The organism is Lentilactobacillus dabitei (assembly GCF_019061365.1).
Classification (GTDB): Bacteria; Bacillota; Bacilli; order Lactobacillales; family Lactobacillaceae; genus Lentilactobacillus; species Lentilactobacillus dabitei.
In genome coordinates this window covers 1-24,651 of record NZ_JAHPPD010000008.1, presented here as the reverse complement: position 1 = coordinate 24,651, position 24,651 = coordinate 1, and the positions used below count along the sequence as shown (strand labels likewise).

The window sequence follows — 24,651 nt, the reverse complement described above, 5'->3', positions numbered from 1 at the left end:
CCGGACGGCAAGCTATTCATGCTAGCATCAACACAATGGCTAGTGAATTCAGTGATTATAAATTGAAATATATGTATGATTTAAGATGATTGAAAACCGAAAACTGGTAGTTATCGATCTGACCTCTAAAATATTTTATACACGTAATTATCAGCTACTTCAAGCCAATACTGGATTTTAGCCACTATTTACACATTCTTTACACACGGTTACGCATTCTTTGCACATGTGATTTCAGAAATAGAAGTATGCTTCCTTTTATCACCAAATTTATATTATATGGAAGTATACTTCCATATTTTTACCAACCCATCTATAATAGAACTATATTTCCACAGGAGATGATTTCGTATGATTCAACGCCCAACCTACTTAAAAAAATTGATTCAGTTCAAAGATAACGAAAACATTAAAATAATCACTGGTGTTCGTCGTGCTGGTAAATCCGTCCTTTTGATGCTTTACCGGGATTATCTCATATCACAGGGAATTCCGGAAAAAAATATCGTCTATTTCAATTTTGAAGATTTTTCTCTACTAAAAGTTCAAACAGCTGATCAACTGCAAACGTTACTCGCAAATCGATTAGATAAAAACGTTCGCACCTATCTGCTTTTAGATGAAATCCAAATGGTGGACGGCTGGCAACGCGTCATCAATGCCGTCCGGGTAAGCTATAACAGTGACATCGTGTTAACAGGGTCAAATGCCCATATGCTTTCTGGGGAACTAGCAACCCTCCTCAGTGGCCGTTATGTAGAAATTCCAATTTACCCATTTTCTTTTAAAGAATTCTTGCAGGCCAAGGAGATCGACCCCGACTCCCGAAAAGTTGATTCAGCCTTTAATGAATATGAACAGTATGGCGGTTTTCCCTCAGTCGTATTAGCAGATAACCAAATTAAAGATACAATTTTATCAGGAATATACGACACCATTATTTTGAACGATGTTTCAATGCGAGCTAACGTCCGAGACACCGATATCCTAAAATCGTTAGTAGCGTTCCTCTCAGATAATGTTGGTCAGCTTATTCAACCGGCTAAAGTTGCCAGAACGCTTTCTAGCAAGGGTATTAAGACAAGTAATCACACCGTCGAACGCTATTTATCACTACTGGAAAACGCCTTTCTCTTTTACCGCGCCCGTCAATATGATATTCGTGGGCGTGAGTATCTAAGAACAAGTGGAAAGTACTATATTGTGGATGCGGGATTAAGGCGGAATGCGACCGGCCGGCGCCCTGGAAATTATGGCGGTCAGTTGGAAAATATCGTATATCTGGAATTAATTCGTCGGGGTTACACTGTGAACGTTGGCAAACTGAACACCAAAGAAGTTGATTTTGTTGCTAGAAAAATAGATGAAGTCTTGTATATCCAAGTGACTTATGAGATCCCGCACAATACCCACGAAACTGATAACCTTCTTAATATTAAAGATAATTACCGCAAACTGGTTATCACCCAGCACTACTACGAATTTAAGGAAATCGATGGCATCCCAATCATCAATATTGTTGATTGGTTACTGGAAGATTATTAATATACGCATTGAAGGGAGACCTAATCATGCATAATAGAAAAATTAAAATTTTATCGATTATTTTACTGGCCTTTGGCATTGGCCTAGGATCGCAACAAGTCACATCACACGCTTGGTCATCAACTAACAAATACACTTGGAGTTCTGGAAAGTCCGATGCAGCAATCTACTATACAAACACCAAGAAGAATGCTTATATTTGGAATTATCATTTCACTAAAAAGTTGCATAATTTAAAGCATTATCAATACACAACTTGGTATGTAACCCGGTCTTTCGTTCATAAAAGCCGGGTCTATTATAAAATTAGTAACTTCGGCGGTAAGGCTCAAGGTTATGTCTGGAATCGTTATCTTACCCCGGCAGTTGTCAAAGATATCAACGGGTTTAGTTCCAATAAAGACTACACAAACTATTTAAACACCGATAAATCACAAAAGTTAACTAGAGCATTACTTAAGCTAATTCCCGATGCACAAGTTAGTTTGCGATTATCTCAACAAGCTGCCAACAATCAAATCAACGATTATAAAAACGTCATTGACTTAGGGAAAATTCAGGGAACTGCAACCGAAGGCTTAATTACTCATAAAACGACGGTTCATGATTATTTAATGTCACCAGCAGCAAGTAACGCCAGTAAAGCAGCTATCGTCAAAAGAATGCTTGCAGCTAAAGGATATACAAGCAAAAAATTAGGTAACTTAATAAGTCAGGGCTACCATGTTGGTATTTACATCAATGACGGCGCTGCAACTTCAGTTGATAAGTCTGGTTACCCAAGTACGATCAGCTATACGACTATCCAGAATAATTACGCGCTAGTGCTTGCTCAGCCGAAATAAGTCATTTTGATTTCTTCTTTTAGTATCTTGAATTTACACTTTATTGATAACCAAATTTAGTCTCACAGCCCATCTTTAACAGTTGTCTCAAAATCTTAGCCCACAAACTCATTGTATTCGGGGAACTTTCGGTGTACATTCTGCTTAGCAAGAAGGACTTTCCTACCAGATTGGATTCGACAAACCACACAATCGTCTGATAGTATTATTACTGATTTCTAAACCATCCAGAGATCCACCAGCAAAATTCTGAGGAGCTAATGATCATTATTCGGGGGACAGTATCCTGTTTTAGAAACCACTCGTTGTTGAAAAGGAGACTCACCCATGATCGAATTTAACCACCTGCAAAAAGTTTACAATTCAACCGTAGCCCTAAGAGATTTATCCTTAACAATTCCCGATGGCAAAATTTTCGGCTTTCTTGGCCATAACGGTGCTGGTAAATCGACAACGCTCAAAAGCTTGGTTAGTGTTATCGAACCAACTTCAGGCACCATTAATGTTGATGGAATCAGTTTGGCCGACCACCGCTTGGCAATTAAGAAACGAATCGGTTACGTCCCAGACTCCCCTGATATTTTTCTGGAACTCACTGCTAACGATTATTGGGACCTGATCGCATCAGCTTACCAAATTCCAAAAGAGTTGCGGGCCAAACGACAATCCGAGCTGACTGATCTATTTGACATGACTGCCCACGCTGATTCGCCAATCGGTGATTTTTCCCATGGCATGCGTCAAAAGGCCATCGTCATTGGCGCCCTACTTCCCGACCCAGACATTTGGGTGTTGGACGAACCCATGACCGGTTTGGATCCTCAAGCCATTTACGACCTCAAACAACTCATGCGAAAACACGCTGCTAAAGGCAAGACCGTGGTCTTTTCAACCCACGTTTTGGCAACCGCTCAGGAACTTTGTGACGACTTAGCAATTCTTCGCCACGGTGACCTCATTTATAATGGCTCGGTTAAGCACCTGCTCAGTACGATGCCAAATGCCACCCTTGAAACCATTTACCTCAAGATGGCTGGCAGGGCCGCTGACCAGCAGACGGTTAACGATCCTGAGGGGAGCGATCACAATGATTAATCACCAGTTATGGCAGCTCATGAAGGTCAACCTGCTATACGCAAATCCCCAGCTTACTCGGCGCCAACGGGAGAAGGGCAAGAGCGGTGGTACCCTATACCGCTCGCTGATGTTGCAATATGGCTTAATTGGTATCCTTTTCATACTGATTTTTGGCAGCACCATGCTCGTTGCCAATTTGTATCAAAATGTGGGTATTTTCACTAATCTACTTGCCTTGTTTACGGTTCTTGGCTTGGGACAAACCATCACAGCGCTTGATAACGTCTTCTTTGAAAGTAAGGATCTCAAAGATTATCTACCATTACCGTTAAATCAATGGGCAGTGTTCATTGCCAAGTTTTCGATTGTCGTTTTGATCATTTTGCCAATGGAACTGCCAACGTGGATCCTCTTTGTGATGGGTGGTGTTCATTCAGGCCGCTTTATCGGCATTAGTATCCTAGTCGGCACCTTCATATTCATCCTGTTTTATCTTTGCCTGTTCTTAATTTGTTCCGTTGGGATTTTCAGTTTTGCGCAAACCAAAGTCTATCGAAGCCACCAAAAATTAATGACTTTTTTGATGACTGGCTTATCAATGATTGCGATGTTTGCGGCCATCTTCGTCATGAACACTGGTGATGACAGCCGATCAACCAATTCATTCATCATCCCCGGATTCGCGCAACTTCACCAAACAGTTGCCGACCCATTGAGGATGGAAAGTCTCATCACCATTGCAATTATGCTCGTAATCGTTGTGATATTGGGCTTGTTTATGCAAAAGGTGCTGTTACCAAAAGTGCTCAGCGGGGAAAATGTTCAACAGGTTCGCAAACCAAAACGAAAATCTCATCAGGGAACTGGTATGAACCGCCAATTCATTCGTTATAATTTGGGCCTCTTAGGGAATCCAACCTTGCTCATGCAGTCGTTTTCGATGACCATTTTCCCAGTTTGTATCTTTACCCTGATTTTTGTCTTTCAAGATGGATTGAATTTGTCAGAATTAACGGCTCAAGATGCTGGCGTAACCTTCTTAGCCGGAATTGTTGTCGCCATTATGGCTATCAATCAAGGTTCGTTAGCTGGCATTTTCATTTCCCTAGACCGCCAAAATTTGGCATTCATTAAATCATTGCCCATCGAGTTTAAAAGCTATCTTTGGTTGAAATTTAAGCTGATTACCTGCCTCCAAGGAGCCGTCTTGGTTGTTCTATCAGTGGGACTTGGCCTTTTAACCAAATTGGCCTGGCTTGATATTTTGACACTCGCCCTCGGCGTCATTCTTGGTAATATTCTGGCAAGTTCGTACAACTTTACCCGCGACTGGCGCTTGCTGGACTTAACATGGACCAATGCGACCCAATTATTTAACCGAGGCGGTGGCAATATGCTAATTGGCTTGGTGACCTTTGGCTCGATCGTCGTCGGCGCTAGTTTAATTGCCGCCTACATTTTGCTGGTTCACGCTTACGCACCAATGATTATCAATGCCGTGGCGTTGATCGTGATTGCTATCCCATCAGTTGCTATGTTGTGGCATTACTATCGTTATTGGCAGAAGGTGAGCTTGGCTTTGTAGGTCTGACCCATGCTAAAGTTATAATGGTTCTGATATAGACTATACATCTTCTAAGTTCATTATTTTCATACATTCAATTTTATAAACTTGGTATACTATTAAGGTCGCCTACCTAGCGTCAGTTAGGAGGTGTTCTTATTGATTCATGATTTCCTTGCCCCACTTGCGGTAGCATTGATCACCGCGTGGTTTGTTGACTGGCTGAGTCACAAGCATCGCAAGTAAAGAGAATAGGCGATAATCAGCCCACAAAAAAGCCCTTAACAGTTAACTGGCCAGTCACTGTTAAGGGCTTTGGTGTTCTTATTGACATGATTTCTTTGCAACATCAATATATCATGGAAATCTTGAAATGTAAACTTGAACACTCAGCCAATATTAAGCGCTACTTATGACCTATTATCACTTACATACTCACTGAGCAGTTGATGGTGATATTCTTTCGGCCCCATTGACCGCTTAACCCGACCCCAGAGAATCGCAGCAACTTTCATTTTATTTGGGAATTGCTGACTGGCGGGATCCGCGCAAAAATCCTTCACAAAGTTATTCCACTGATAGGTCTTTTCTTCCTTTGTCTGATTGACCAGATCATCGTTTCGCTGATATTCTCGAATAAGATCGCCAACCGTCATTGTCAAATCATTCTCTGCTTCAGCCTGACGTTTGATCACGGCCATCTTCTTTTTAAACGAGAACTTTGCCACCCCAAAATAGTTAGCGAAGAACTTTCTTGCCTCATCATCAAACACAAACCCTGAACCGACAAGCGGTGTCGCCAGTGAAATGTCTGCTTGGGTCAAGTGCTGCCGTTGGTTGTGTTTCCGAATTTGGTGAATATCGCGCTTGGGGATTCCAGATAAGTACTGCAGGATATAGTGATTTAATTCTGCTTTAGTCCCATAAGTGGGCAGCCCATATTTTCGACATAACTTGATTAAGTCAGTTTTGTAATAATAGTTAGCCTTAAATTTTGCTAAAGTGAGTTTCATATACCCTCCAACAGCAATCGCTTTTTCTTAATTATACCCTTTTCGTCAGCAGGTATTGCCAATTACCTAAAATGGGATATGCTGTTAGTAATTATCTTTAACCGAAGAAGGGGTTGCAGAATGACTATCAGCTTCTGAATCGATAACCTCTAATTGGAAACCGGGGCAACTGGTTTCCGATTTCTCCTATGTAAACTACTGGCTTCTTGTTCAGTAGTCGTTGATATGCTATCGTCAAAATATACTATGATTATTTCTTGACCTCAAAGGAGCATTTCACATCTTGAAGAAGCACCTATTTTGGATCATATTTGCCATTTCGTTTGTTTTCGCAATTATGAGTTGGGGGCTCAGCCAAGTTTGGCTTCATTTATTTCCAGCAGAAGCGCCACTTCTAACCGCCACCACCATTATCATATTTTCACTGATTGCGATTCATATTACCGATTCATTCGAAAACAGTTAGCATTATTGGAGCTGTCGTATGAAACTCTGGGAAGATCCCATCACCAAACGCCCAACCAAATACACCAAGATTAGCGGAATCTTCGGCTGGATCTGGTTAAGCTGCATTCCAATTGTATTAGTCAGCACCTATCTTCATATCGCCCCACTGTCAATTATTTTGAGCTTCATCTGTGGGCTTGCTGCCATTGCTGATAGTGTTTGTATATTCCTAGATCTATGGCAGCGTCACAAAAAGGCCGCTAAAGAGGATCCCCATCATGAAACAAGTAGCCAGGAAAAGCACCCGAGCCGCTAATACGTGGTTTGCAGTTGTGGTTGCTGTCAATATTATCTTTATGCCAATTGATTGGCTATTCCATAAATCAAACAGTTTAGTTGGCTTTATCCAAATGATCATCCAGGCTGTTCGCAACCATCACTTCATGATTTTTGGCGTCATTTTGCTCACCCTATTAGCCTGTTGGTTGGTAATCTTTTTGGTCGCGTTATTTTTTTACTGGCTAAATTACGAAATCGGCAAAAAGGACTATTATCATAAATAAGGCGGTATCATGACTAAACTGCGTCGTTTCCTAATTGAATTTAAAACCCATCCAATCGGTACCTTGGCCTTAATTGCTTGGATTGTCGCCTTGAATTGGACTATTTCTGCCAACAACGTGGTCAGTTGGATCGTTATTTCTCTGCCAGTGCTTTACTGGTTGTTTATCTTTTACGAATTCTGGAGGTCCCAACGGGATGAAAAGAGCAAATAGTCGTCGCCATCGCGCAGCTGAAAAGTCCCATCGCTTCTTGGTTGTTTTTCTCGTCATCTTATTGCTAACAATCGCCTTCTTTTGTGATTACTACAAAGGAACCGTTCGGCAAACACCGTTATTTTATTTATTAACGTTCGTTGAAGTCGGTTGTGAAGCGCTAGCTGGTGGCTACATTGGTTGGCGGATTGTTAACCGGTTTCTTAAATAAGGAGGCCACACTGATGAAAGTAAATCGTTCTCTAAGGCAGCACGCCGATAATTATCGTCAAGCCGTGCTTAACCAACAAAGCATCAAAATTGGCCCCCTTTCGCTTCGACTATCGGTACTTTGCTGGTCGCTAATCATTATCGCATTAATTTTGATCATATTCTCTCAAACGCGGAACTTGGGTTTCTCAGTTGCCGGAATCGCATTTATAGGTTTTATTGATGTGCTAAATGCCTGGTTGGTCAACCATCGGGTGGGGATCATCGTCAGTGTTTTACTGAGTACTTTTACGATATTTATTCTATGCACCATTGCCCTGTTTGTCGTCAGCGCACTCTTTCACCTTTAACGGAGGATTTCCTTATGGAAAGCTATACAAAAAAGTCTTTACTGCTAGATGTCCTTAACGAAGTTTGTGGTCAACTCAACATTAAAGTGAGTTCCCTCATCTTTTTGAACTACGAATTTACAAACGAACAAATCCGAGACCTTTATCAATACCTAACTTTGAAGGACTCATTAGCACTCACCGTCGAAGCCTTCGAACTTTCCCAAGAATTAATCAGTATTAAACCCAATTTGGGTGAGGATCAGGCAGAGGACATGGCAAGCCAATTAATCGACGCCTTACGAAAAGAAGGCCGCTTTGAAAATGCCTGGGTCTAAAAACAATCTAAGGGTAACTTCGACTGGCAACGTGTAAACGTTCAGCCAGAGCTATCCTTAGATTGTTTTATTGTCCTTGCCGTTTTATTGTCCTTGCCGTTTTATTGCCCTTGCCGCTTTATGGATTGCAAGTGGATTAAAATCAGCGTCTTCGAATAACCACCTTGTCGCAGTTGATCATCACTTAGTTGATTAAGCTGGGTGAAAAACCACAAACTAAGCTTAAAGTAGCTTTCGTGAGGAATCGCAAATTCTAATCGGGATAAGCGTTCCGCAGCTTCTCCATACTGGTGGTCAGCAATCAGCTTTTTTAAATCAGCCTGATGAGGTAATTGTTCGGCCTGCTTTTTTGGAAACACAATCTGGGTTGGCCCACCATTCTTACCACTAATGGCCACGCCCAGTCCCTGTCCAATTGCCCGAATTTGTCGAGTTAAAAAGTCTTCATCTTCCTGCATAAGATCACTCCTCATCCTACCTATCCATGCTTGTCACCAAGATATCATGATAAGATAAGGATTAGAAGTGGTCCGACTAACGATATGAGAATTGTAAACGGCTTTTACCACCCGAATAATTCGAATCGAGAACCAACCAGAAACTAAGGAGCTGAGGTTTGCATGTATGTCACAAACCAATTAATTCATTTGCGGAAACAATTTGGTTTCACCCAAACTGATGTTGCTAACAAAATCCACGTTTCAAGGCAAACCGTCTCCCACTGGGAAAATGGGCGCACCTATCCCGACATTCAAAGTCTCCAATTACTTTGTGACTTATATGGGGTGTCATTAGATGATCTAGTAAATGGGGACATTCAATCCATGCGGGGCAAGCTCTTGAAACGTGGCATCCAGTGGCAAATTTTCGGTATCCTGATTTGTGTCCTGTTCACCTATCTTTCGTTAATAAGTATGCGGTGGTTGCCAGCTGGCATTGCAATGATGTTGGTCGCTGTTTTTGCGACGTTGGGGGTTGTCCTGTCGATTACCTTAACCACCAAAACCAGAAATTTTGAGCTCAACACTTACCAGCAAATCCTACACTACTTAAAGACCGGTGAGGTTGCTCCGAATCAAACAGGCACCAAGCAACGCACCGTTGTCATCATTTTCTCGGCGCTGCTTGGTGCTGTCGTTGGACTTATCCTAACCCTATTAATCGGGATCTATCTGCTCGGTTGGTCCTTTTAAGGCTATTTAGTTTGAACAAATGCTAAAGCCAGCTAGTGGATAACCATCCAAAACAGCAGTGGCTGCGAATATTCAGGAATTGACATCTTTAATGCTCGAATCCACCTGATCACGTAATGACTACTTTTGCTGTACTGATTATTGTGAATGGTTCGCAGGGTTATCTTCGATAGGAAGTACAGAATCATGGCAAATGTGATCATTTGCAACAGTCCTGCCAGCAAGCCGCCAATATTGCCATTTATTAAAAAGATGATTGACCCCAGTAAGTCCATCAAAACAACTGGATAGAATAAGAATGTCGGCACCACCAGGATCCATCTTATGGGGATAAGCGAGACCACTAAATAAACGAGGACCAACTTGCCCAAAACCACGACTGGGTCGATCAACGAACCAAGCGAGACGCTAAACGTTAAATGAATGGGCGGTTGAAAGAACTGTTTCCCAACCGCACTCATCAATAACAAGATTACAAACATGCCATAGGCAATCAGGCTAATCATGATCCCCTTTGTCATCTTAATTTTTGGAAACATCCAAACCACCTCTTCAATATGTATTTTGCTGAAGAATCGAGATGATATATATTGTTAAACAAATCGACGAAGACAGAATTAAAAACGGCAAGTATCCCTTAACTGACAATTGATTAAGCTTAAAACGCACCTTTACCAGTAAACCAACCAATGCGGCAACAAGGGTCACAATCACCAACAGCCAAAGCACCAAATTAGCCTCCCTTCTCTATTCAATTAATGTTTTAACCTTATCATAATCGGAAACCCAACAAAAGAACTTCTTGGTTTACATCCGGTTTACGTTTGCGATCTAATTTTTTCTTCGAAAACTTATTAATAAATGCTATATTGTATATAGAAGAATTTAGAAAGGTGGGATTTACATGGAGGATTTAGCCAGACAACTCAAAAAAGCCCGCATCAATCGCGGGTTATCGCAAAACGAAGTCGCAACCATCCTACATATCTCCCGTCAGTCAATCTCTAAATGGGAAAATGGCCGTGGCTACCCAGACATTGACAACCTCGTCTCATTAAGTCGAATCTATCAAACTTCAACGGATCAGCTGCTCCAAAAAAATAACCAACTTAAACAGGAAATTCAGGAACAGCAAACCATCCCCATGGGAGACGACAAACCTAAACCGGTATCAATGGAACTTTATCAAAATAACGATGAGGGCATTATCCTCCTCATCCTCTCGTTGGTGTCCGCACTGGTACCAATAGTAGGGATTTTTCTGCCAATGTACGTGCTTTGGCGGAATAACAAATACAACAGCCGAAACCACAAAACAATTATTGTGGTTTCGGCTGTTGTCATCTTAATTAGTTTAATTAGCGTTTACGTGATTATCAGTGATAATTGGATTCATCCATCTGGAACGAAAATATACAAAATTAATTAGCGGTCACGTGAATTTTATGGTCGGCAACCTTCGTCTTCAAGTATGTGCGATAGACAACGTTGCCGACTTTTCTTGTCATATGTAACGTCACTTTATTGTTGGCGGGTTGGGAAACGTACTTTTTGACGATTGACCCCACTAACCCTTTCGCCTTCACATGAGAAACATCCGTAATCCGATTGCCGTGAGTGGTAACGTCATACTTGGCTTCCCAAGACAGGGCGGATACGTGCGAAACTCGATAGGTCGCCGCATTGACGTGAAGCTCTGCACACATCACTAACATAAAGCAGCCTGCGGCAATAATCAGCTTTTTAATGTGATCCATCTCCTCAATCTAATTGTTGCCTTTAAAGATACCGCAATTAACCAGTTTGCGCAAACTGACTCAGTTTTGAATCTGTTGAAACGTTCCGACATCAAGAACCAACGTGATGGTCACCACCAGAATAATCTGATACAAATCGCTCTCTTGGAACTGACGATTAAAAATTGCCATGATTGGACTCATTAAAAGTAGGAGTGCCGTAATGTTCAAAATTCCGAATATAATTGAAAAGAAAATTCGTTTCAAATTCATGGCAATCACCCTTCTTTAAGCATGTAACGTCAATAAGCAATGGTGTTAGCTAATTGTGAAACATTATCGCTTAACAAACTTTACTTCTATCGTATCACCTGTCGGTTTCAAGCCAAGAAACCATTAGTTTACGTTATCCAATTTCTGGTTTACATGACGAAAATCCTAGTTTCCGATAAGTATAATTTGATGTCGGTTTATGAATTATCTTATATCAAGTCAAGCAATTGGGCTTTTGATTATTTTTTGTGCGTTCAACTAGCTATTGCTTAAACATATTTCGACAAAAACTGGGTTAATAACAAATGACCGCTCATTTGTCTAACCCAGTTGTCATCACTATTTAGTTCTAAACCGCCATTAATCAAGGTTGGAACGGCGCTTTTGCGTTTTAACTTCCTTAATGATCTTCAATGCCCGTTTGCGAGTCTTGATGTTCGGACTTTTTAGTCGCCGGTAGGCACTTGCTAAATCTTGCTTTTCCATTGCTTTCTCCTTATGAATTAGATTGTCGTCGATTACCAGCTGGCCTTGTGAACGCCAGGAATTTGACCAAGGTGGGCATACTTTCTAAAGTTCAATCGCGACATATCAAACTTGCGCATGTAACCTCGGGGACGACCATCTAGATGATCTCGGTTGCGATGCCGGTTCGGGTTGGAATCCTTAGGTAACTTGCGCAAGGCTTCATAGTCGCCCTTTGCCTTTAATTCACGTCTCAATACCGCGTACTTGGAAATCAACTGCTTTTGTTTTTCTGCTTTTGCAATTTTAGACTTTTTTGCCACTACTCATTCCTCCTAATTATTTAACTTCTCGAAAAAGTGCCTTTCGGCGTAATTTTGGTGAATACTTCTTGAGTTCGAGTCGATCTGGATTGTTAGTTAGGTTCTTGCTGGTCAAGTAAATTCGCTCTTTGGTCTCAACGCATTCCAGAACAATATTTTTTCTCATGCCAACCACCTCTCCTTCCATTTTTACATTTTTGTTTAAACAGTAATCATTACGTTTTACAATTATGCCACGATCAGAATTTATGTCAAGGGCATTTAGATAAAAAATAGGACAAAACATTTCTGCTTTGTCCCAAAGTTATTAAACAACCTAAGTTTTCGTTTTGCCATCCGATAACCGATACACTATACTAAAGGAAAAATTTGAAGGTGACCTCATGGAAACTAGTGAAATTAAAATCCGTCCTTTACAATCTAATGAATTGCAGTCCTTTTGGCAATTGGCTTTTAGCAATCCCCATGCTGAATGGACCAAGTGGAATGGACCCTACTTTCATGATCAACTGCCTTCTCAAGCTAAATTTATCACGACCATTGGCCCTAAAAAATGGCTTCATAATGATTTTCACTGGGTAATTACATTTAATGATGAAATAGTTGGCTCTGTTTCAGCTTATTTTGAAGACGGTCGCTTAAAACGATGGCTGGAAGTGGGCATTGTTATTTATCGAGATGACTTATGGGGCAAACACATTGGTCAAATCGCCCTCCAACTCTGGATCAGCCACCTTTTTAATCAGGTCACCAACTTACCACATCTCGGCTTTACCACTTGGTCTGGCAATCAACGGATGATCGCCCTTGGTGATAAGGTAGGCATGAAGCTCGAGGGTCGCATTCGTCAGGTCAGGTTCTGGCAGGGGCGGTATTACGATTCAGTGAAGTACGGCGTTTTGAGGACAGAATGGCACGAACGCACAAAATTATTTTAATTAAATTATCGACTTTAAAACGGTTCTTGAACAAAACTCTGCTCAAGAACCCTTCTTTAACAACCAAACTTAGCTTTCAAAACACTTGTTGTTACTTGTGACAGATTCAGCTCATGCTCACGAGCCAACTGATCCAAGTATGCTGGAATCTTAACAGTAATCTTCGTCACTTCTGGATGTTGCATTCTAAATTCCGTAAGATCAACTGAAACATAAACAACCTGCTCATTAGCTTTCAGCCTAATAGTCCTAATTTCTGAAGGCTTCGGGTAGTTTATTTTATCTTGTAATAAGTTACCGATTAGGTCCATCGCCATTTTAATTGCATCGATCATGTTATCTCCTTGGGTAAAGCCATTAGGAAAATCGGGAGCTTCAACAAAATAATGGCTTGCATCTTCGACTAACACGACGGGATAAATCACGATATCTGACTTCATAGACGGTTCTCCTAAATTCATAATTTCACCTCAGCATTAACTATGCCACAATGCGGCGACTTCTCCTAGCAAACCGCCTCACTTGCCAAGCATTCACTGCCACAATGAAAACGAGCATCGCAATAAATAACCACATTGGCCAATACCACGTGGAAGCGATCGATAACTGGCGGGTGTTTTGGGTATTGATCACAATTTGTTTCACAGTTAAATACAATGGCAAATTGCCCACCACGGCACAAATTAGGAAAGTGCCTGAATAGATCACGCTTTCCCAAACGCGCTCGACGAATAGACCGGCTGGAGTGAATCCCAATAATGACATTAAATCTAAGTCATTAGCTTGTTGCTTACTGACAATCATGGTGATGGTGAGCACATTGGCCAAAATAATAATCATTGGCGCCCCTAAATAAAAGGCAAATGAGAGAATCGCATCAATAAATTGGTTTTTATTCCCGTTTCCCGGAAAAGTCATCGTCAGGTAAGTCATCCCCGTTAACAGAAATGAGCCACCGAACAGTGGACCAATCAGTGACGCTGCATAAGACCGATTTAACAGCGTGTTGCGATAAGCCAAATTCGTGGTGGCGACTCGTTTCCTTGGCAGTAAAGTTGTCCAGCCTTTAATTACCCAAGGCAGGATAATTGGCGTAATTGCAACGAAGAAGACAATCCCCCAAAACATGATTTCCATGACTGGACCAACGTATTGGGCAACCGCTTCTAGATGATACCCGTGCCGAATTGTGGTGCGGATTAAAGGGGTGATGGTTAAGGAACTTCGAAATCCTAATAGCAGAAAGACACCAGAAATGATCACAACTGCCAATCGAAGCCACGAGTAAGGTCGATTACTGCTTTGTTTGAACTTAAGAATCTCATTACGGGCATTCGCAAATAATTTGTGGGAATGGGCAAACCCCGCCCCACCACTAATAATGGCAATTGATAATACAGTGGCCAAAAACGCTAACCACGAGAATGTAAGATGTCCATCTGGAAACCAAGCTTTGCCGGTCAGCCCTTGCGCCCAAGCGTAAAACGACTGAATTGCGGGAACCGAAATCAGATAACCAACGACGCCGCTAATGGCACCAACAATGCCAACCTGGCCACCAATAATCATCGATAATTGCCGTGGGTTAGTCCCCAGAATTTCCCACTGAACGTACTCGCGACTCAGGCTTTGAACTACCAACCGGACCACGCCGCTTAATGCCATAAATAACGTCATCAACCCAAAGATTGCCGGGAAAATAAAGACTGGTGTTGGGTTGTGTGGCCCTAATACCGCTTGATTCATCATCGCAAACGTAATCAATCCGGTCAGGCTCATCCCCATCAAAATACTGGCGATCACAAACACAACTCCTGCACCTAACCAGGCTCTCCAAGAATATTTAAATTGCAACCAAATCATCTTAATCATGACGATCACTTCTTTTCAGCGTTCAATGCTTCAAACAGCTCTTGCGCGTTTGGCTTATCCAGTATCTGGCGCAGCTGACCATCCCGTAAGGTAATTGCTCGATCCGTGTGGGCAGCCATTTCAATATCATGGGTCACCATGACGACACAAACCCCTTGCTTGGTCAGATCTCGCAATAATCCGAAGATAATCTTGCCAGAAACTGAATCCAGTGCGCCAGTTGGTTCATCAGCGAAGATCACCCGACAGTTGGAAACCAGTACCCGGGCAATGGCCACCTTTTGTCGTTCACCACCAGACAGCGCGGTGACAAAGTTGGCTGGATCCGCGTTAAAATTAATGTCTTTCAATAATTGATCAATCTTTTGTTTATCAACCTTTTTTCGGGAGAGTCTTAATGGCAACACAATATTGTCGAACGCCGGTAGGGCTGGAATTAAATTGTACGACTGAAAGATAAAACCAACTTGGGTTCGGCGAAAAATTGCCGACTTAGCGGGGCGCAGCTTATAAGGATCCACCCCGAGAATAGTCACCGAACCAGAAGTCGGCTTGGACAATCCCGACATACAATGTAACAGCGTCGATTTTCCAGATCCGGAGGGCCCTACAATACTTAGAAATTCCCCTTGATTAGCTGTTAACGAAACACCATGAAGAATTTCTAAATTTTTCTCCTTGCCACCAGTTGTAACTGTTTTCGTGATATTTTGAATGCTAATGACTTGTTGGTTCATGTTGCTCACCCTTTCTGTTAATCTGCGCTTAAATTCGACATCAATTAGGCCACTTTTGGTCTATCATCTATTCAGTGAAATAACAATTAAGTTGCTTAACGCATAACTATTCAAGAATTCCATTACCAGGTTAATTATCCATTAATCTGTTAGAAACAACCCTAACTTGCCAACTACCAACCAGTGCAATAAAAATTATCATAATCAGCCACAACCAAAGCGGCCAGGTAAAAATCGACCACTCTGATAAGGCAATTGTCCGATGGGTCATCAACACAATATGATTCGTCAGTAGGTTAAATGGTAAAATTCCCAGTACGGCACAAATGAAAAATGTTGTGGCATAAATCAACGCTTCTTGAACCTTTTCTACAACTAAATTCCTTCGGGCAAAGCCCAATCGAGAGAGTTGCCTTATCCCAGCCCGTTTTTGGGCACTGGTGAGAATCGTAATGGTTAAAACGTTAGCGAGGATGATTAATAAGGGCACCCCAACAAAACCAATGACAGATTCACGGGTATTAGCTGCAGCAGCCGCATTGGGGCCACCATTACTGATCTCTCCAGCAATGCAAGTAATCCCGGTCAACATAAATGAGCCAGCAACCAGTGGAGAGATCAAGGAAGTCAAATATTCCCTGTCAAAAACGGTACTCCAAAATGCATCATTGACCGTTGCCGATGATTTTCTTGGCAGCAGCCACGTCCATAATTGAATCACCCAAGGTAAAACAATTTTTGCAATCAAGGCGAATAAGATAATTGAAAACAATAAAATCAACATTAAATTGGGAATATAGGTTTTGCCAGCTTCATAAAAATGACGCTTTTCAAGATAGGCTTGAGCTTGCGGGGTGATGCTCAATGAATTCCAATAGCAAAATGCCAACCCGGCTGCACTGGCAACAATCAACAATGCTTGGCTAAGGCGCTGAAAAGCAGACCGGCTCTTCTTAAAGGTTAATAAATCATCTTGGGAATTCACAAATAGCTTATGAGCATGTAAATAACCGGCCAGCCCAGATACGCCGACAGTAAACAAAACGGTTAATAGACAAGCTGTCAGCGAGAATGATTGCGGTATCTGAGGGATTTTGGACGTCCACTCGCTGCCGAGCAATGTAACGACAAACCACTGATCAACTGGCACCATAAATGGCACTGATAAGATAAAGCCAACCAGGCTGCCAAGCGCGGCGATTAGCGCCATTTGCCCGCCAATTAATCCGGCAAGCTGACGGGGATTGGCCCCCAGAATGGTCCACAAAGCGTACTCTTGACTCAAGCTATTGATGACCAGCTTCACAACGCCACTGGAGACAAGCAAAACCGTAATCAAGCCAAAAACCAAGGGGTACAAAAACAAGTCGGTTGGATTATGGGCTTTAGGCAGGTTGGGGTAGTAGTCCGCAATCGCAAAGACTGCGTTTAAACAAGCCCCAACCAGAATTCCCGTGACAACAAACAGCAGCAACGTTAACAGCCACACTTTAAATGAGTGTTTAAATTGCAACCAAGTAATCCTGAGCACGGTAACCATCCCTTTCATCAGCAGTTCGATCTACCGTCATTTTTTTGCCCGCTTGACCGGCGTCATCTCATAAAAGATCGAATTGACGTTATAACGGTAGTAAGCTTTTAAGACGCGCCAGATGTAGGTGTTCAGTTTCCATCAGATTGGCAGAACAGCCACAGCGATAACAGCTAAGAGACTGGCGCTCCCAAACCGCAGCCATTCAAACGGTCGAATATCGGCAACTGCTTGATAAATGACGACTAACGGTGAAATGATGCAGCCGCCGATCATCCCCCAATTGGTCAAGAAGATCGTGACAAGCGAAACGGCTACCAACCAGAAGAACAACAGATTAAAGACCATACTGCCAAAGAAGGCAAAGAAATTAAATTTGTGCATCACGACTTTTTCACCCCCAAAGAAGTCAGCCACATCGACATCAAAGAGCTTCGCCAGATCTTCCAAAGCGATGATGGGTGGCAAGTGCTTGTCACCTTCCCAACGGGCAACCGTCTGTTGGGTCACAAATAATTTCTCGGCCACTTCGCTTTGGGTTAACCCCAGTTCCATCCGTTTAGATTTGATTCGTTGCCCAATTGTTTCTGCCATGATCATTCGCCTCCTCATCTGGTTTCACCTTTACTTAACCACTAACTGGGATGAATTACTAACAATTTATTTGATCGTGGCTAATTTGAGCATAACGGCGCCACTTTTAGAGACAAAAAACTGCTCAGTAACTTGACTGAACAGTGACGATCTCTTTATTGGTTAGTGATTATTTGCAAACCTTTAGCTTGGTTTCCGTTTCGGTTTCTAAAAGCGCTTCTTCCTAAATATGAGATACCCACAGGCAAAGAATACGAGAATATAAGCCAGGGCACCGGTTGCTAATTGAGCATTTGATAATAGTGTGGTGTCGTAATACCCAGCATAATTAACATATTGATGAGTAAGCATCGTCATATTAAACGGATTCCATTTAGCTAATGGCGTCAACGCCGAAGATCCGCGCGTTAAATCGCTTGAGATTGCCTCACCAAAGAACATGACTGCTAAGCCAGCGGTTACCACCACCGCATTTGAGTTGATCAAGGTGGAAATCAAAAATGCCACACTAATGATCAGTGTCGTTGTTAAAATGTCCACGCCAGTTGCCAAAAACATGTTCACGATTAGCGGCTGATGATACTGATAAACCGCAAACCAGGAAACTGGGTTGATCGTTGCGGCGAGGGCAAAGGTGAAGATAATTGCCAGGGCGTGCAAGATCAAGTTATAGATAAAAATCGTAATGAACTTGTCTAAATAGACAGACAACGTCCTGGGTGATTTATAGAGCAACGTTAAAATCGCATTGTTCTGAAATTCCATCGAAAACATAGTGGCCCCGACGATCACCAGAATGATCATAATTGCATCCGGAGAATCGTAGGTCAACATGGCCAACAAGCGGTTAGACGGATAATCGCTGATCAAAATCATGAACACTAATAATAACAAAGGGGCAAACCACGTCAGCTTCTTATGACCAAATTTGTAAAATTCGCGATATAAACTTTTACTCATGATATTCACCTTCCTCAACTAAACCCGTCTGCTTTTAAACAGAACATCCCCAATGGCAATGAAGATAACTGCATAAATCAAATTACCAATGATAATCTGTGGCAAACTGAGGTTGGAATATTTCTCATAACTACTGTTAGCGAACTGGTTAATCACAAAAACCATATTGAGCGGATTCCATTTGATGATTGCGCTAAAATGCGGCAAAGCACTCATGACGAGCGAAGAAAATTCAGCGCCCATGAAGATAATTACGAGCCCAATACCAACGACGGCCGCATTGACGCGAATCAATGTGATTAAGAGAAAGGCGACGGCAATAATAAATAACAGATAAATATAAAATCCGGCAGTATTCAGAAGTAGATCAATCAGCAAACTATGCTGACCATACATTGCGCCCCACGAATACTTGCTACCCACCATAACTGCCTTTAAGACAAAGGTCAAAACCAATCCTAAAAGTGACATTAAGGCGCCGTAAATCAGCATTACAATGAATTTAGCAAAGTAAATTGCTGATTTATTAGAGTTCTTATAAAACAACGTCATAATCGTGCGGTTCTGATACTCCATCGCCACAAAGGTTGATGCAATTGCAATCATAATAATCGTGAGCCACTGGCCGGCACCAAAGCCTTGGGCAATCAGCATTCGGCTGGGGTTAGACGATGATACAGCACTGTACAACATCAAAACGACCAATGCAATTCCGCCATACAACGGAATTCGTTGGTGCCTAAATTTATAAAGTTCCTGCTTTAGACTATTTTTCATGGTTTTGCCTTCTTTGCTGCTGAAGCAAACTAACAACCGTTTGCTCGAAACTCAATCCCTGAGGCGACAGCTCCACTAAGCGAATGTGGTGAGAATAGAGCAGATCTTGAACTTGATACGAAAGCTCGTGAGGAATTACCAGATAGTCATCTGATTTGGTAACTGGAATTTGATTTTCAGCAAACAACTTCTCAGTCGCTGGCATATCTTCAGTTAACAAGTGGTACTGCTGCCGGCTGACCCGGTTAAATTCATCGATTGGTTCATCGACAATAATTTTTCCCTCGGTAATCAGCAGAACATTAGTCATCACTTTTTGCAATTCACCGAGGACGTGGCTCGAAATTAGAAACGCCGATCCCTGAGCTGCATATTGCTTGATAATCTGGCGAATTAAAATGGTGGCTTCAATATCGAGGCCATTCATCGGTTCATCCAAAATAACCAGCTGGGGCTTGTTAAGCAAGGCAATCGCAATGCCCAATTTTTGCTTCATCCCCATTGAATACCCCTTCGACTTGGTATTGATATAAGTATCCATCTTGAGCATTGAAACGATGTTGTTCATATCGGCTTCGTCCAAAGAATACAGCTTTAAGTTTTCCAGGCCCGTTAAAAACGGGTAGATGGCTGGATGTTCAATTAACGCCCCCACTCTGGTTAGCGCGGCGTGGTTATTTTCGGTGACATTTTTATCTTCGACCGAAATGTTCCCGGTAAACTTGGTTAATCCAAGGATCGTCTTCATAATCGTTGTTTTTCCAGCGCCATTTGGTCCAATCAAGCCGACAATTGAGCCAGGGTTTACTTGAAACGAAACGTCTTTGATAATTTTCTTTCTACCAATAAAGGTATTGATATGACGAACTCTAAGCATAAAATCATCCCCATGATCATTAAAGTATCCAATCCCTAATTCTGGAATTTAAGGATCAGTTAACTAAAGAAAACAAGAGTGATCGATTTAACCTGCTCAACATCACGACGGATTCATTGTAATTTGCGGTGGATGATCACATCTCGGCCAATAATCACGAAATTGATGATTCCCACCAAGCTAACGACCACGAACACAAACTGAAATACAAACCCCATCGTAAATAGATTAGTAAGGGCGCTATAGAGCAGCACCGCAATTAACAGCGCATACCCAATTAAAAACACCGGTGAATGGACAGAGTGAATCAATTTTAGCCCCCACTGACTGACCAACAGTCTCAGTATCACGCCAAAGACAAATATCCAGTCAATCAAAATGAAAACATTATAATGAGTTGTGTCTTGGGTGAACCGCTCAATTAGCAGAATTGCCAGCATAATATCAAGCAAGGTGGTCGTTAGCCGATTAACTGATGAGATTGGCACTCTGTTTACAACCTTTTGCCGTTCAGACACCTGCGCACCAGATACCAACTCATCGAGGGACAGATGATAAATTCTGGCCATCTGCCGCAGCATATCAATATCTGGTCGATTCCGGCCAGTCTCCCAACCCGAAACGGTTTTTCTGGAGACATGGAGTCGGTCGGCCAATTGCTGCTGGGTGATCGCCAAATCACTTCTTGTTTTCTTCAGTTTTTGAGCAAAATGACTATCGATCATCTTGATCCCCCTAAACGTAAGTCTAAAATCCTCATTTGGCTAGCTTTCCTTTAGAGCAACGTTGCTATATCAACATTTGTAAGTATTTAGGTAACCTGTTTTCGGAAATCGAAAACTAGTAGTTTGCATATTTTTATTAAGTGATTTGCACATCATCGAGTGATCCTTACCTTCATCCTCTTGGCTCAATTGTCTTACAATATCGATCTTAAGCCAATACTGAATCTATTGTCTAAATTACACCTGTTGGCTAAGACAATATAATATTCATCTACTATGGATTCAACCCCCAACCTCTACTTTGTAGACGTTCGGGGTTGTTGTTTTATCATCCTAATTTTCAGTTTCCACCCAATGCTTCAACAGATAAACACTGGCCGCTGACTCCACTAATGCCATGACATAAAAGTAACCAATCCCAAGGAAAAATTGCAGATAGAAATTATTAAAGTTAAACAACTTATAGTAGTTGGTAAAGAACCCGATCAGGCCAATAATATAAGAGGACAAATACAGGAAGCCAACAATCACGACGACATACAGGATAAATTTAAAGAATTTTTGCCGGCCATCTGGCAAGAAACTCGTCAATGAATTACCAATCAAATGGATTAGACTGATTGTGGCCCAGAGAAGCAAGACCATCGCGATTGCCAATAGGATGCCCCCGATAATCATGAAAGTTAAATTTTCCCCAAAGTGGGCTTTGTCGGAATGTTGATAAGTGTCAGAAATCATTTGCCGAGTTTGCTTCACAATTTCTGGAAAGTTCAGGGCTGAGGTAATCAATGCCAACCCAGCTTGGGTTAATCCTAAGTAAAGCATTCCAATTAGGCCTGATAAGAGGTTAGCGGAATATAACTTGGTATCACTGACGGGAATCAGTCGATAAGCACTGCTGATGTAAACATGTTCCATATTTCTTGATAGCAGCACAAATGCCGCAAAGTAGGCAATCATTGAATAGGCCAAGGAAATTTGTAAGGGATCGATCCCGCTCAACGTCCCTTTGTAAACCTCAAACAGAATTGTCAACACAATCGCCAAAACATCGACGACCAAAATCCGATTGATAATTGAAATTTTGGGTCGCGCCAGTGCTTTGGTTATACTGGTAAAACTAGTCATTCAGATCATTCCCTTCATAAATACTCTCGTAATACTGTTCAATGCCTTCTGCGTATTGAGCGCGAATTTCTTCAGCGCTTTTCTTAGTGTAAATCGTCTTATCTTTAATAATCACCACTTCATCTAGGATACTGGCAATTTCGGAAACATAGTGATCGGAAACCACAATCACGGAATCCGGGGATTTCCATTTGATGATACTTTGGATAATCTTCTTGCGGCTCATACTGTCGATGCCGCCAAAGGGCTCATCCAGCAAGTAAACCTTGGTATCTCGAGATAAGGTCAAGCCAATGACTAACTTTTCCTTCATCCCTTTGGACAAAGCCGATAACCGCAACCCCTCATCAATCTGCAGGAAACCAGCAATTTGATTATATCGGTCAGTTGAAAAGTCTGGATAAACGTCTTCATAGAATCGGATGATTTTGTCAATTCGCATGCTTGGGTTAAAGCCGTCCAGCTGGCCGCTAAAGCTCACTTCCGCTTTCTTGGCGGCCACTTGATCTTCACCGTCAATCTTAACCGTTCCATGAGCACCTTTGGCAACGCCAGCAATCAATCGCATCAAGGTCGTTTTCCCAGCCCCATTTTCACCAAGGAGACCAACCGTCTTACCTTGCTCAATCTGTAAGTTGATATTTTCCAAAATACGGCGGTAATTCTTGTGATACGTTAAATTCTCAATCTCAATTGTATTGGCCATCTTTAGTGGTCCTCCTATCCTTTATATACTGTCTAAGATACTGAACAATTTCATCATCCGTGACGTTTAAGTCATGTAAATTCTCGTACATCTCATGCAACCGTTCCATAATCAGTTTATGTTTCATTTCTTCAATAGTGGCCTGATCTTCGGTTACAAAGTTCCCTAAACCGCGTCTGGATTCCAGAATACCTTCAGAAATCAGCTCCCCTAACGCTCTTTGCACTGTATTGACATTAACCGTCAAATCAATGGCTAGTTGTCTGACTGCCGGGATCTTTTCGCCGGGAGTCAGTTTACCGGTAATAATCTGACCATAAATGTAATTCTTAATTTGATAATAAATCGGGATCTTATCGTCGAATTTCATTGTGCCACCTCCCTAGTGTTATATTTTACTATTACACTATAACATGTCTCTTTTAAAATTGCGACGAATTCGTCAAAAAAAGATCCGTTTCAGCGGATTACCAAAACGAATCTCAATTAATTTCCTATTTAATTATGAACCAATCCCGGTAGTGAGTGGCCATTGGGATCGATTTCAAACCTAACCAAGACTACTTTATCCGCATCAACTGGTAGGCCGTCAATGTAGACTTCCCGATGTTGATCTGCATGGAGGCGCTGATAGTCACTGCTCTTAATGGCTTCGTCTAGGACTTGGAACGCTGGTGCATCAGCTGTGACTGCACCATAGTTAATCGTCTGAATCTCGGTTCCTTCTGCCAGATGTTCAAAGTGAACCTCATCTTCATCAAAGTTATCGAAATCAATTTGGGTCATCGCAGCTGAAAAATCAGCTTCATCAATGAATAATGGCTGTTTAATCCAAATTTTAAAATGTTCATTGTTCCCCTGGGCTGTCCAGACTGCTTGAACTGGATATAGCACATATTCTTTAAATCCAGAAACTGGAATCCCTTTGTCGGGTCCACCACTAATTATCTTAGCAATTCGAGCGGCAGCGGCTGCTAACCTTAAAAAGTTAGGATCTGCAGAATGGTCATCAGCATCTCCTTCGGCGGTCACGTAGCTGCGCTTGGTCAACTCCACAAAGCTTGGCTTCTCATCGCGACTGTATTCGACTGGCTCAAATGTTTCCCAATTAAACATAATTATCACCCCTTATTTGCGGTCAATATAACCCGAATAATGGGTAAAAGCAACCAAATGGATTCCCTCAATATTCAAGCAATTGGCTACACATTTTGCCTACGGAATGACACTAATCCGATCGCCAAGAAGAGGGCGGTGTAGGCTAAACTGCCAATCAGTAATTGGGCATCTGATACAATTTATCATTACCTAATTGTCATTAAAATGCACGCGAATCATTGGCGCATGGGGATGCAACTAATGGTTGCGGAAAAGTTTCCGATCTGGTTCTCACTTAGTTAAATAAATTGGGATAATTAATAATCACTTTGATTGCTTTTGTTCCTAGCTAATTTATAATTATGGTGTAAGCGCAAGCGCTTTCAATACGCTTGAGGGTGATATGAATGAAAAAATCTATGTCAAGGTCTATGTCAATCTTGTTAGTAATTATTTGGTTGGTAACCATCATTCTCTTTATTACTTTTATTTTTGGCTTGAATTTACACTTTAAGTGCAACACTAATTAAATAAAGAATGGCCCATGGCCAAATTTCTGTAAAATGATGTTTGC

General features: G+C 41.8%; 34 protein-coding genes. 14 read left to right on the top strand and 20 right to left on the bottom strand.

Annotation, left to right across the window (positions count from 1 at the left end; genetic code table 11):
- Positions 1-351: 351 nt before the first annotated feature.
- From KTE19_RS02265 to KTE19_RS02250, 4 genes are all read left to right on the top strand, one after another.
- Entirely contained in the window at positions 352-1,545 is a 1,194-nt protein-coding gene (locus KTE19_RS02265) for an ATP-binding protein (protein ID WP_217161511.1), read from the top strand.
- A 26-nt stretch (positions 1,546-1,571) separates the two neighbouring features.
- The gene (locus KTE19_RS02260; protein WP_217161509.1) at positions 1,572-2,390 is read left to right on the top strand and encodes a D-alanyl-D-alanine carboxypeptidase; all 819 of its coding nucleotides are present in this window, start codon (positions 1,572-1,574) and stop codon (positions 2,388-2,390) included.
- A gap of 327 nt (positions 2,391-2,717) precedes the next feature.
- On the top strand, positions 2,718-3,485 hold the full coding sequence (locus KTE19_RS02255) for an ABC transporter ATP-binding protein (RefSeq protein ID WP_217341516.1): 768 nt from the start codon (positions 2,718-2,720) through the stop codon (positions 3,483-3,485).
- Positions 3,478-5,052 (top strand): ABC transporter permease family protein, encoded by a 1,575-nt coding sequence (locus tag KTE19_RS02250; RefSeq protein WP_217341515.1) that lies wholly within the window; start codon positions 3,478-3,480, stop codon positions 5,050-5,052. Before KTE19_RS02255 ends, KTE19_RS02250 begins: the two co-directional genes overlap by 8 nt.
- Before the next feature lie 389 nt (positions 5,053-5,441).
- Here KTE19_RS02250 and KTE19_RS02245 read toward each other — a convergent pair whose 3' ends face one another.
- Complete coding sequence (locus KTE19_RS02245) at positions 5,442-6,044, bottom strand: SAP domain-containing protein (protein WP_217341514.1); 603 nt, start codon at positions 6,042-6,044, stop codon at positions 5,442-5,444.
- Positions 6,045-6,327: 283 nt separating this feature from the next.
- Between KTE19_RS02245 and KTE19_RS02240 the strand changes: the two genes are divergently transcribed.
- From KTE19_RS02240 to KTE19_RS02210, 7 genes are read left to right on the top strand one after another with little or no spacing between them, the layout of a single operon-like run.
- Positions 6,328-6,510: a hypothetical protein gene (locus KTE19_RS02240; RefSeq protein ID WP_217341513.1), complete on the top strand. Its 183-nt coding sequence runs from the start codon at positions 6,328-6,330 to the stop codon at positions 6,508-6,510.
- Between the two features lie 18 nt (positions 6,511-6,528).
- Entirely contained in the window at positions 6,529-6,807 is a 279-nt protein-coding gene (locus KTE19_RS02235) for a hypothetical protein (protein ID WP_217341512.1), read from the top strand.
- Positions 6,770-7,054 (top strand): hypothetical protein, encoded by a 285-nt coding sequence (locus KTE19_RS02230; RefSeq protein WP_217341511.1) that lies wholly within the window; start codon positions 6,770-6,772, stop codon positions 7,052-7,054. The genes KTE19_RS02235 and KTE19_RS02230 overlap by 38 nt, the downstream gene beginning before the upstream one ends.
- A 9-nt stretch (positions 7,055-7,063) precedes the next feature.
- A complete protein-coding gene (locus KTE19_RS02225) occupies positions 7,064-7,267 on the top strand; it encodes a hypothetical protein (protein WP_217161497.1) in 204 nt (67 codons plus the stop codon).
- Entirely contained in the window at positions 7,251-7,478 is a 228-nt protein-coding gene (locus tag KTE19_RS02220) for a hypothetical protein (RefSeq protein ID WP_217161495.1), read from the top strand. Before KTE19_RS02225 ends, KTE19_RS02220 begins: the two co-directional genes overlap by 17 nt.
- Positions 7,479-7,491: 13 nt before the next feature.
- Positions 7,492-7,827, top strand: a complete 336-nt coding sequence (locus KTE19_RS02215) for a hypothetical protein (RefSeq protein ID WP_217341510.1) — start codon at positions 7,492-7,494, stop codon at positions 7,825-7,827.
- A 14-nt stretch (positions 7,828-7,841) separates the two neighbouring features.
- Entirely contained in the window at positions 7,842-8,144 is a 303-nt protein-coding gene (locus tag KTE19_RS02210; protein WP_217161493.1) for a hypothetical protein, read from the top strand.
- Positions 8,145-8,245: 101 nt separating this feature from the next.
- Here KTE19_RS02210 and KTE19_RS02205 read toward each other — a convergent pair whose 3' ends face one another.
- Positions 8,246-8,602 (bottom strand): DUF6483 family protein, encoded by a 357-nt coding sequence (locus KTE19_RS02205; protein WP_217161492.1) that lies wholly within the window; start codon positions 8,600-8,602, stop codon positions 8,246-8,248.
- 162 nt (positions 8,603-8,764) lie between these two features.
- Here KTE19_RS02205 and KTE19_RS02200 point away from each other — a divergent pair, with 162 nt between their 5' ends.
- The gene (locus KTE19_RS02200) at positions 8,765-9,337 is read left to right on the top strand and encodes a helix-turn-helix transcriptional regulator (RefSeq protein ID WP_217161491.1); all 573 of its coding nucleotides are present in this window, start codon (positions 8,765-8,767) and stop codon (positions 9,335-9,337) included.
- A 32-nt stretch (positions 9,338-9,369) separates the two neighbouring features.
- Here the strand turns inward: KTE19_RS02200 and KTE19_RS02195 are convergent, their stop codons facing one another.
- Entirely contained in the window at positions 9,370-9,876 is a 507-nt protein-coding gene (locus KTE19_RS02195) for a hypothetical protein (protein WP_217341509.1), read from the bottom strand.
- Between the two features lie 365 nt (positions 9,877-10,241).
- Here KTE19_RS02195 and KTE19_RS02190 point away from each other — a divergent pair, with 365 nt between their 5' ends.
- Positions 10,242-10,766 carry a helix-turn-helix domain-containing protein gene (locus tag KTE19_RS02190; RefSeq protein WP_217341508.1) on the top strand — a complete coding sequence of 175 codons (525 nt, stop codon included), beginning with the start codon at positions 10,242-10,244 and terminating at the stop codon, positions 10,764-10,766.
- On the opposite strand, the gene KTE19_RS02185 is transcribed toward KTE19_RS02190, so the two are convergent.
- The 4 genes from KTE19_RS02185 to rpmG all read right to left on the bottom strand — a co-directional run bounded on the left by KTE19_RS02185 (position 10,759) and on the right by rpmG (position 12,300).
- Entirely contained in the window at positions 10,759-11,094 is a 336-nt protein-coding gene (locus KTE19_RS02185; protein ID WP_217161488.1) for a DUF5626 family protein, read from the bottom strand. The two genes, KTE19_RS02190 and KTE19_RS02185, sit on opposite strands and share 8 nt — an antisense overlap.
- A gap of 612 nt (positions 11,095-11,706) precedes the next feature.
- Entirely contained in the window at positions 11,707-11,832 is a 126-nt protein-coding gene (locus KTE19_RS02180; protein ID WP_217161484.1) for a putative metal homeostasis protein, read from the bottom strand.
- A gap of 32 nt (positions 11,833-11,864) precedes the next feature.
- Positions 11,865-12,134, bottom strand: a complete 270-nt coding sequence (gene rpsN, locus KTE19_RS02175; RefSeq protein WP_217341507.1) for a 30S ribosomal protein S14 — start codon at positions 12,132-12,134, stop codon at positions 11,865-11,867.
- A gap of 16 nt (positions 12,135-12,150) precedes the next feature.
- Positions 12,151-12,300: a 50S ribosomal protein L33 gene (rpmG, locus tag KTE19_RS02170; protein ID WP_217161479.1), complete on the bottom strand. Its 150-nt coding sequence runs from the start codon at positions 12,298-12,300 to the stop codon at positions 12,151-12,153.
- Positions 12,301-12,517: 217 nt separating this feature from the next.
- On the opposite strand from rpmG, the gene KTE19_RS02165 reads away from it, so the two are divergent.
- Positions 12,518-13,072: a GNAT family N-acetyltransferase gene (locus KTE19_RS02165; RefSeq protein WP_217161477.1), complete on the top strand. Its 555-nt coding sequence runs from the start codon at positions 12,518-12,520 to the stop codon at positions 13,070-13,072.
- A 56-nt stretch (positions 13,073-13,128) separates the two neighbouring features.
- Here the strand turns inward: KTE19_RS02165 and KTE19_RS02160 are convergent, their stop codons facing one another.
- The 13 genes from KTE19_RS02160 to KTE19_RS02100 form a co-directional block, all read right to left on the bottom strand.
- Positions 13,129-13,512: a type II toxin-antitoxin system HicB family antitoxin gene (locus KTE19_RS02160; protein WP_217161475.1), complete on the bottom strand. Its 384-nt coding sequence runs from the start codon at positions 13,510-13,512 to the stop codon at positions 13,129-13,131.
- 40 nt (positions 13,513-13,552) lie between these two features.
- Positions 13,553-14,944 (bottom strand): hypothetical protein, encoded by a 1,392-nt coding sequence (locus tag KTE19_RS02155; protein ID WP_249778558.1) that lies wholly within the window; start codon positions 14,942-14,944, stop codon positions 13,553-13,555.
- A gap of 5 nt (positions 14,945-14,949) precedes the next feature.
- Positions 14,950-15,681, bottom strand: a complete 732-nt coding sequence (locus tag KTE19_RS02150; RefSeq protein ID WP_217161473.1) for an ABC transporter ATP-binding protein — start codon at positions 15,679-15,681, stop codon at positions 14,950-14,952.
- A gap of 130 nt (positions 15,682-15,811) precedes the next feature.
- The gene (locus KTE19_RS02145; RefSeq protein WP_217341506.1) at positions 15,812-17,194 is read right to left on the bottom strand and encodes an ABC transporter permease family protein; all 1,383 of its coding nucleotides are present in this window, start codon (positions 17,192-17,194) and stop codon (positions 15,812-15,814) included.
- A 159-nt stretch (positions 17,195-17,353) separates the two neighbouring features.
- Positions 17,354-17,806, bottom strand: a complete 453-nt coding sequence (locus KTE19_RS02140) for a helix-turn-helix transcriptional regulator (protein ID WP_249778557.1) — start codon at positions 17,804-17,806, stop codon at positions 17,354-17,356.
- A gap of 207 nt (positions 17,807-18,013) precedes the next feature.
- Positions 18,014-18,766 carry an ABC transporter permease gene (locus KTE19_RS02135; protein WP_217341505.1) on the bottom strand — a complete coding sequence of 251 codons (753 nt, stop codon included), beginning with the start codon at positions 18,764-18,766 and terminating at the stop codon, positions 18,014-18,016.
- An 18-nt stretch (positions 18,767-18,784) separates the two neighbouring features.
- A complete protein-coding gene (locus tag KTE19_RS02130; RefSeq protein ID WP_217161466.1) occupies positions 18,785-19,543 on the bottom strand; it encodes a DUF2705 family protein in 759 nt (252 codons plus the stop codon).
- Complete coding sequence (locus tag KTE19_RS02125) at positions 19,533-20,420, bottom strand: ABC transporter ATP-binding protein (protein ID WP_217161464.1); 888 nt, start codon at positions 20,418-20,420, stop codon at positions 19,533-19,535. The genes KTE19_RS02130 and KTE19_RS02125 overlap by 11 nt, the downstream gene beginning before the upstream one ends.
- 113 nt (positions 20,421-20,533) lie before the next feature.
- A complete protein-coding gene (locus tag KTE19_RS02120) occupies positions 20,534-21,145 on the bottom strand; it encodes a helix-turn-helix domain-containing protein (protein ID WP_217161462.1) in 612 nt (203 codons plus the stop codon).
- A 333-nt stretch (positions 21,146-21,478) separates the two neighbouring features.
- The gene (locus KTE19_RS02115; protein WP_217341504.1) at positions 21,479-22,273 is read right to left on the bottom strand and encodes an ABC transporter permease; all 795 of its coding nucleotides are present in this window, start codon (positions 22,271-22,273) and stop codon (positions 21,479-21,481) included.
- Positions 22,266-22,979 carry an ABC transporter ATP-binding protein gene (locus tag KTE19_RS02110; protein WP_217161458.1) on the bottom strand — a complete coding sequence of 238 codons (714 nt, stop codon included), beginning with the start codon at positions 22,977-22,979 and terminating at the stop codon, positions 22,266-22,268. The genes KTE19_RS02115 and KTE19_RS02110 overlap by 8 nt, the downstream gene beginning before the upstream one ends.
- The gene (locus tag KTE19_RS02105; RefSeq protein WP_217161456.1) at positions 22,963-23,349 is read right to left on the bottom strand and encodes a GntR family transcriptional regulator; all 387 of its coding nucleotides are present in this window, start codon (positions 23,347-23,349) and stop codon (positions 22,963-22,965) included. Before KTE19_RS02105 ends, KTE19_RS02110 begins: the two co-directional genes overlap by 17 nt.
- A 128-nt stretch (positions 23,350-23,477) precedes the next feature.
- Positions 23,478-24,095: a hypothetical protein gene (locus KTE19_RS02100; protein ID WP_217161453.1), complete on the bottom strand. Its 618-nt coding sequence runs from the start codon at positions 24,093-24,095 to the stop codon at positions 23,478-23,480.
- Positions 24,096-24,651 lie beyond the last annotated feature (556 nt).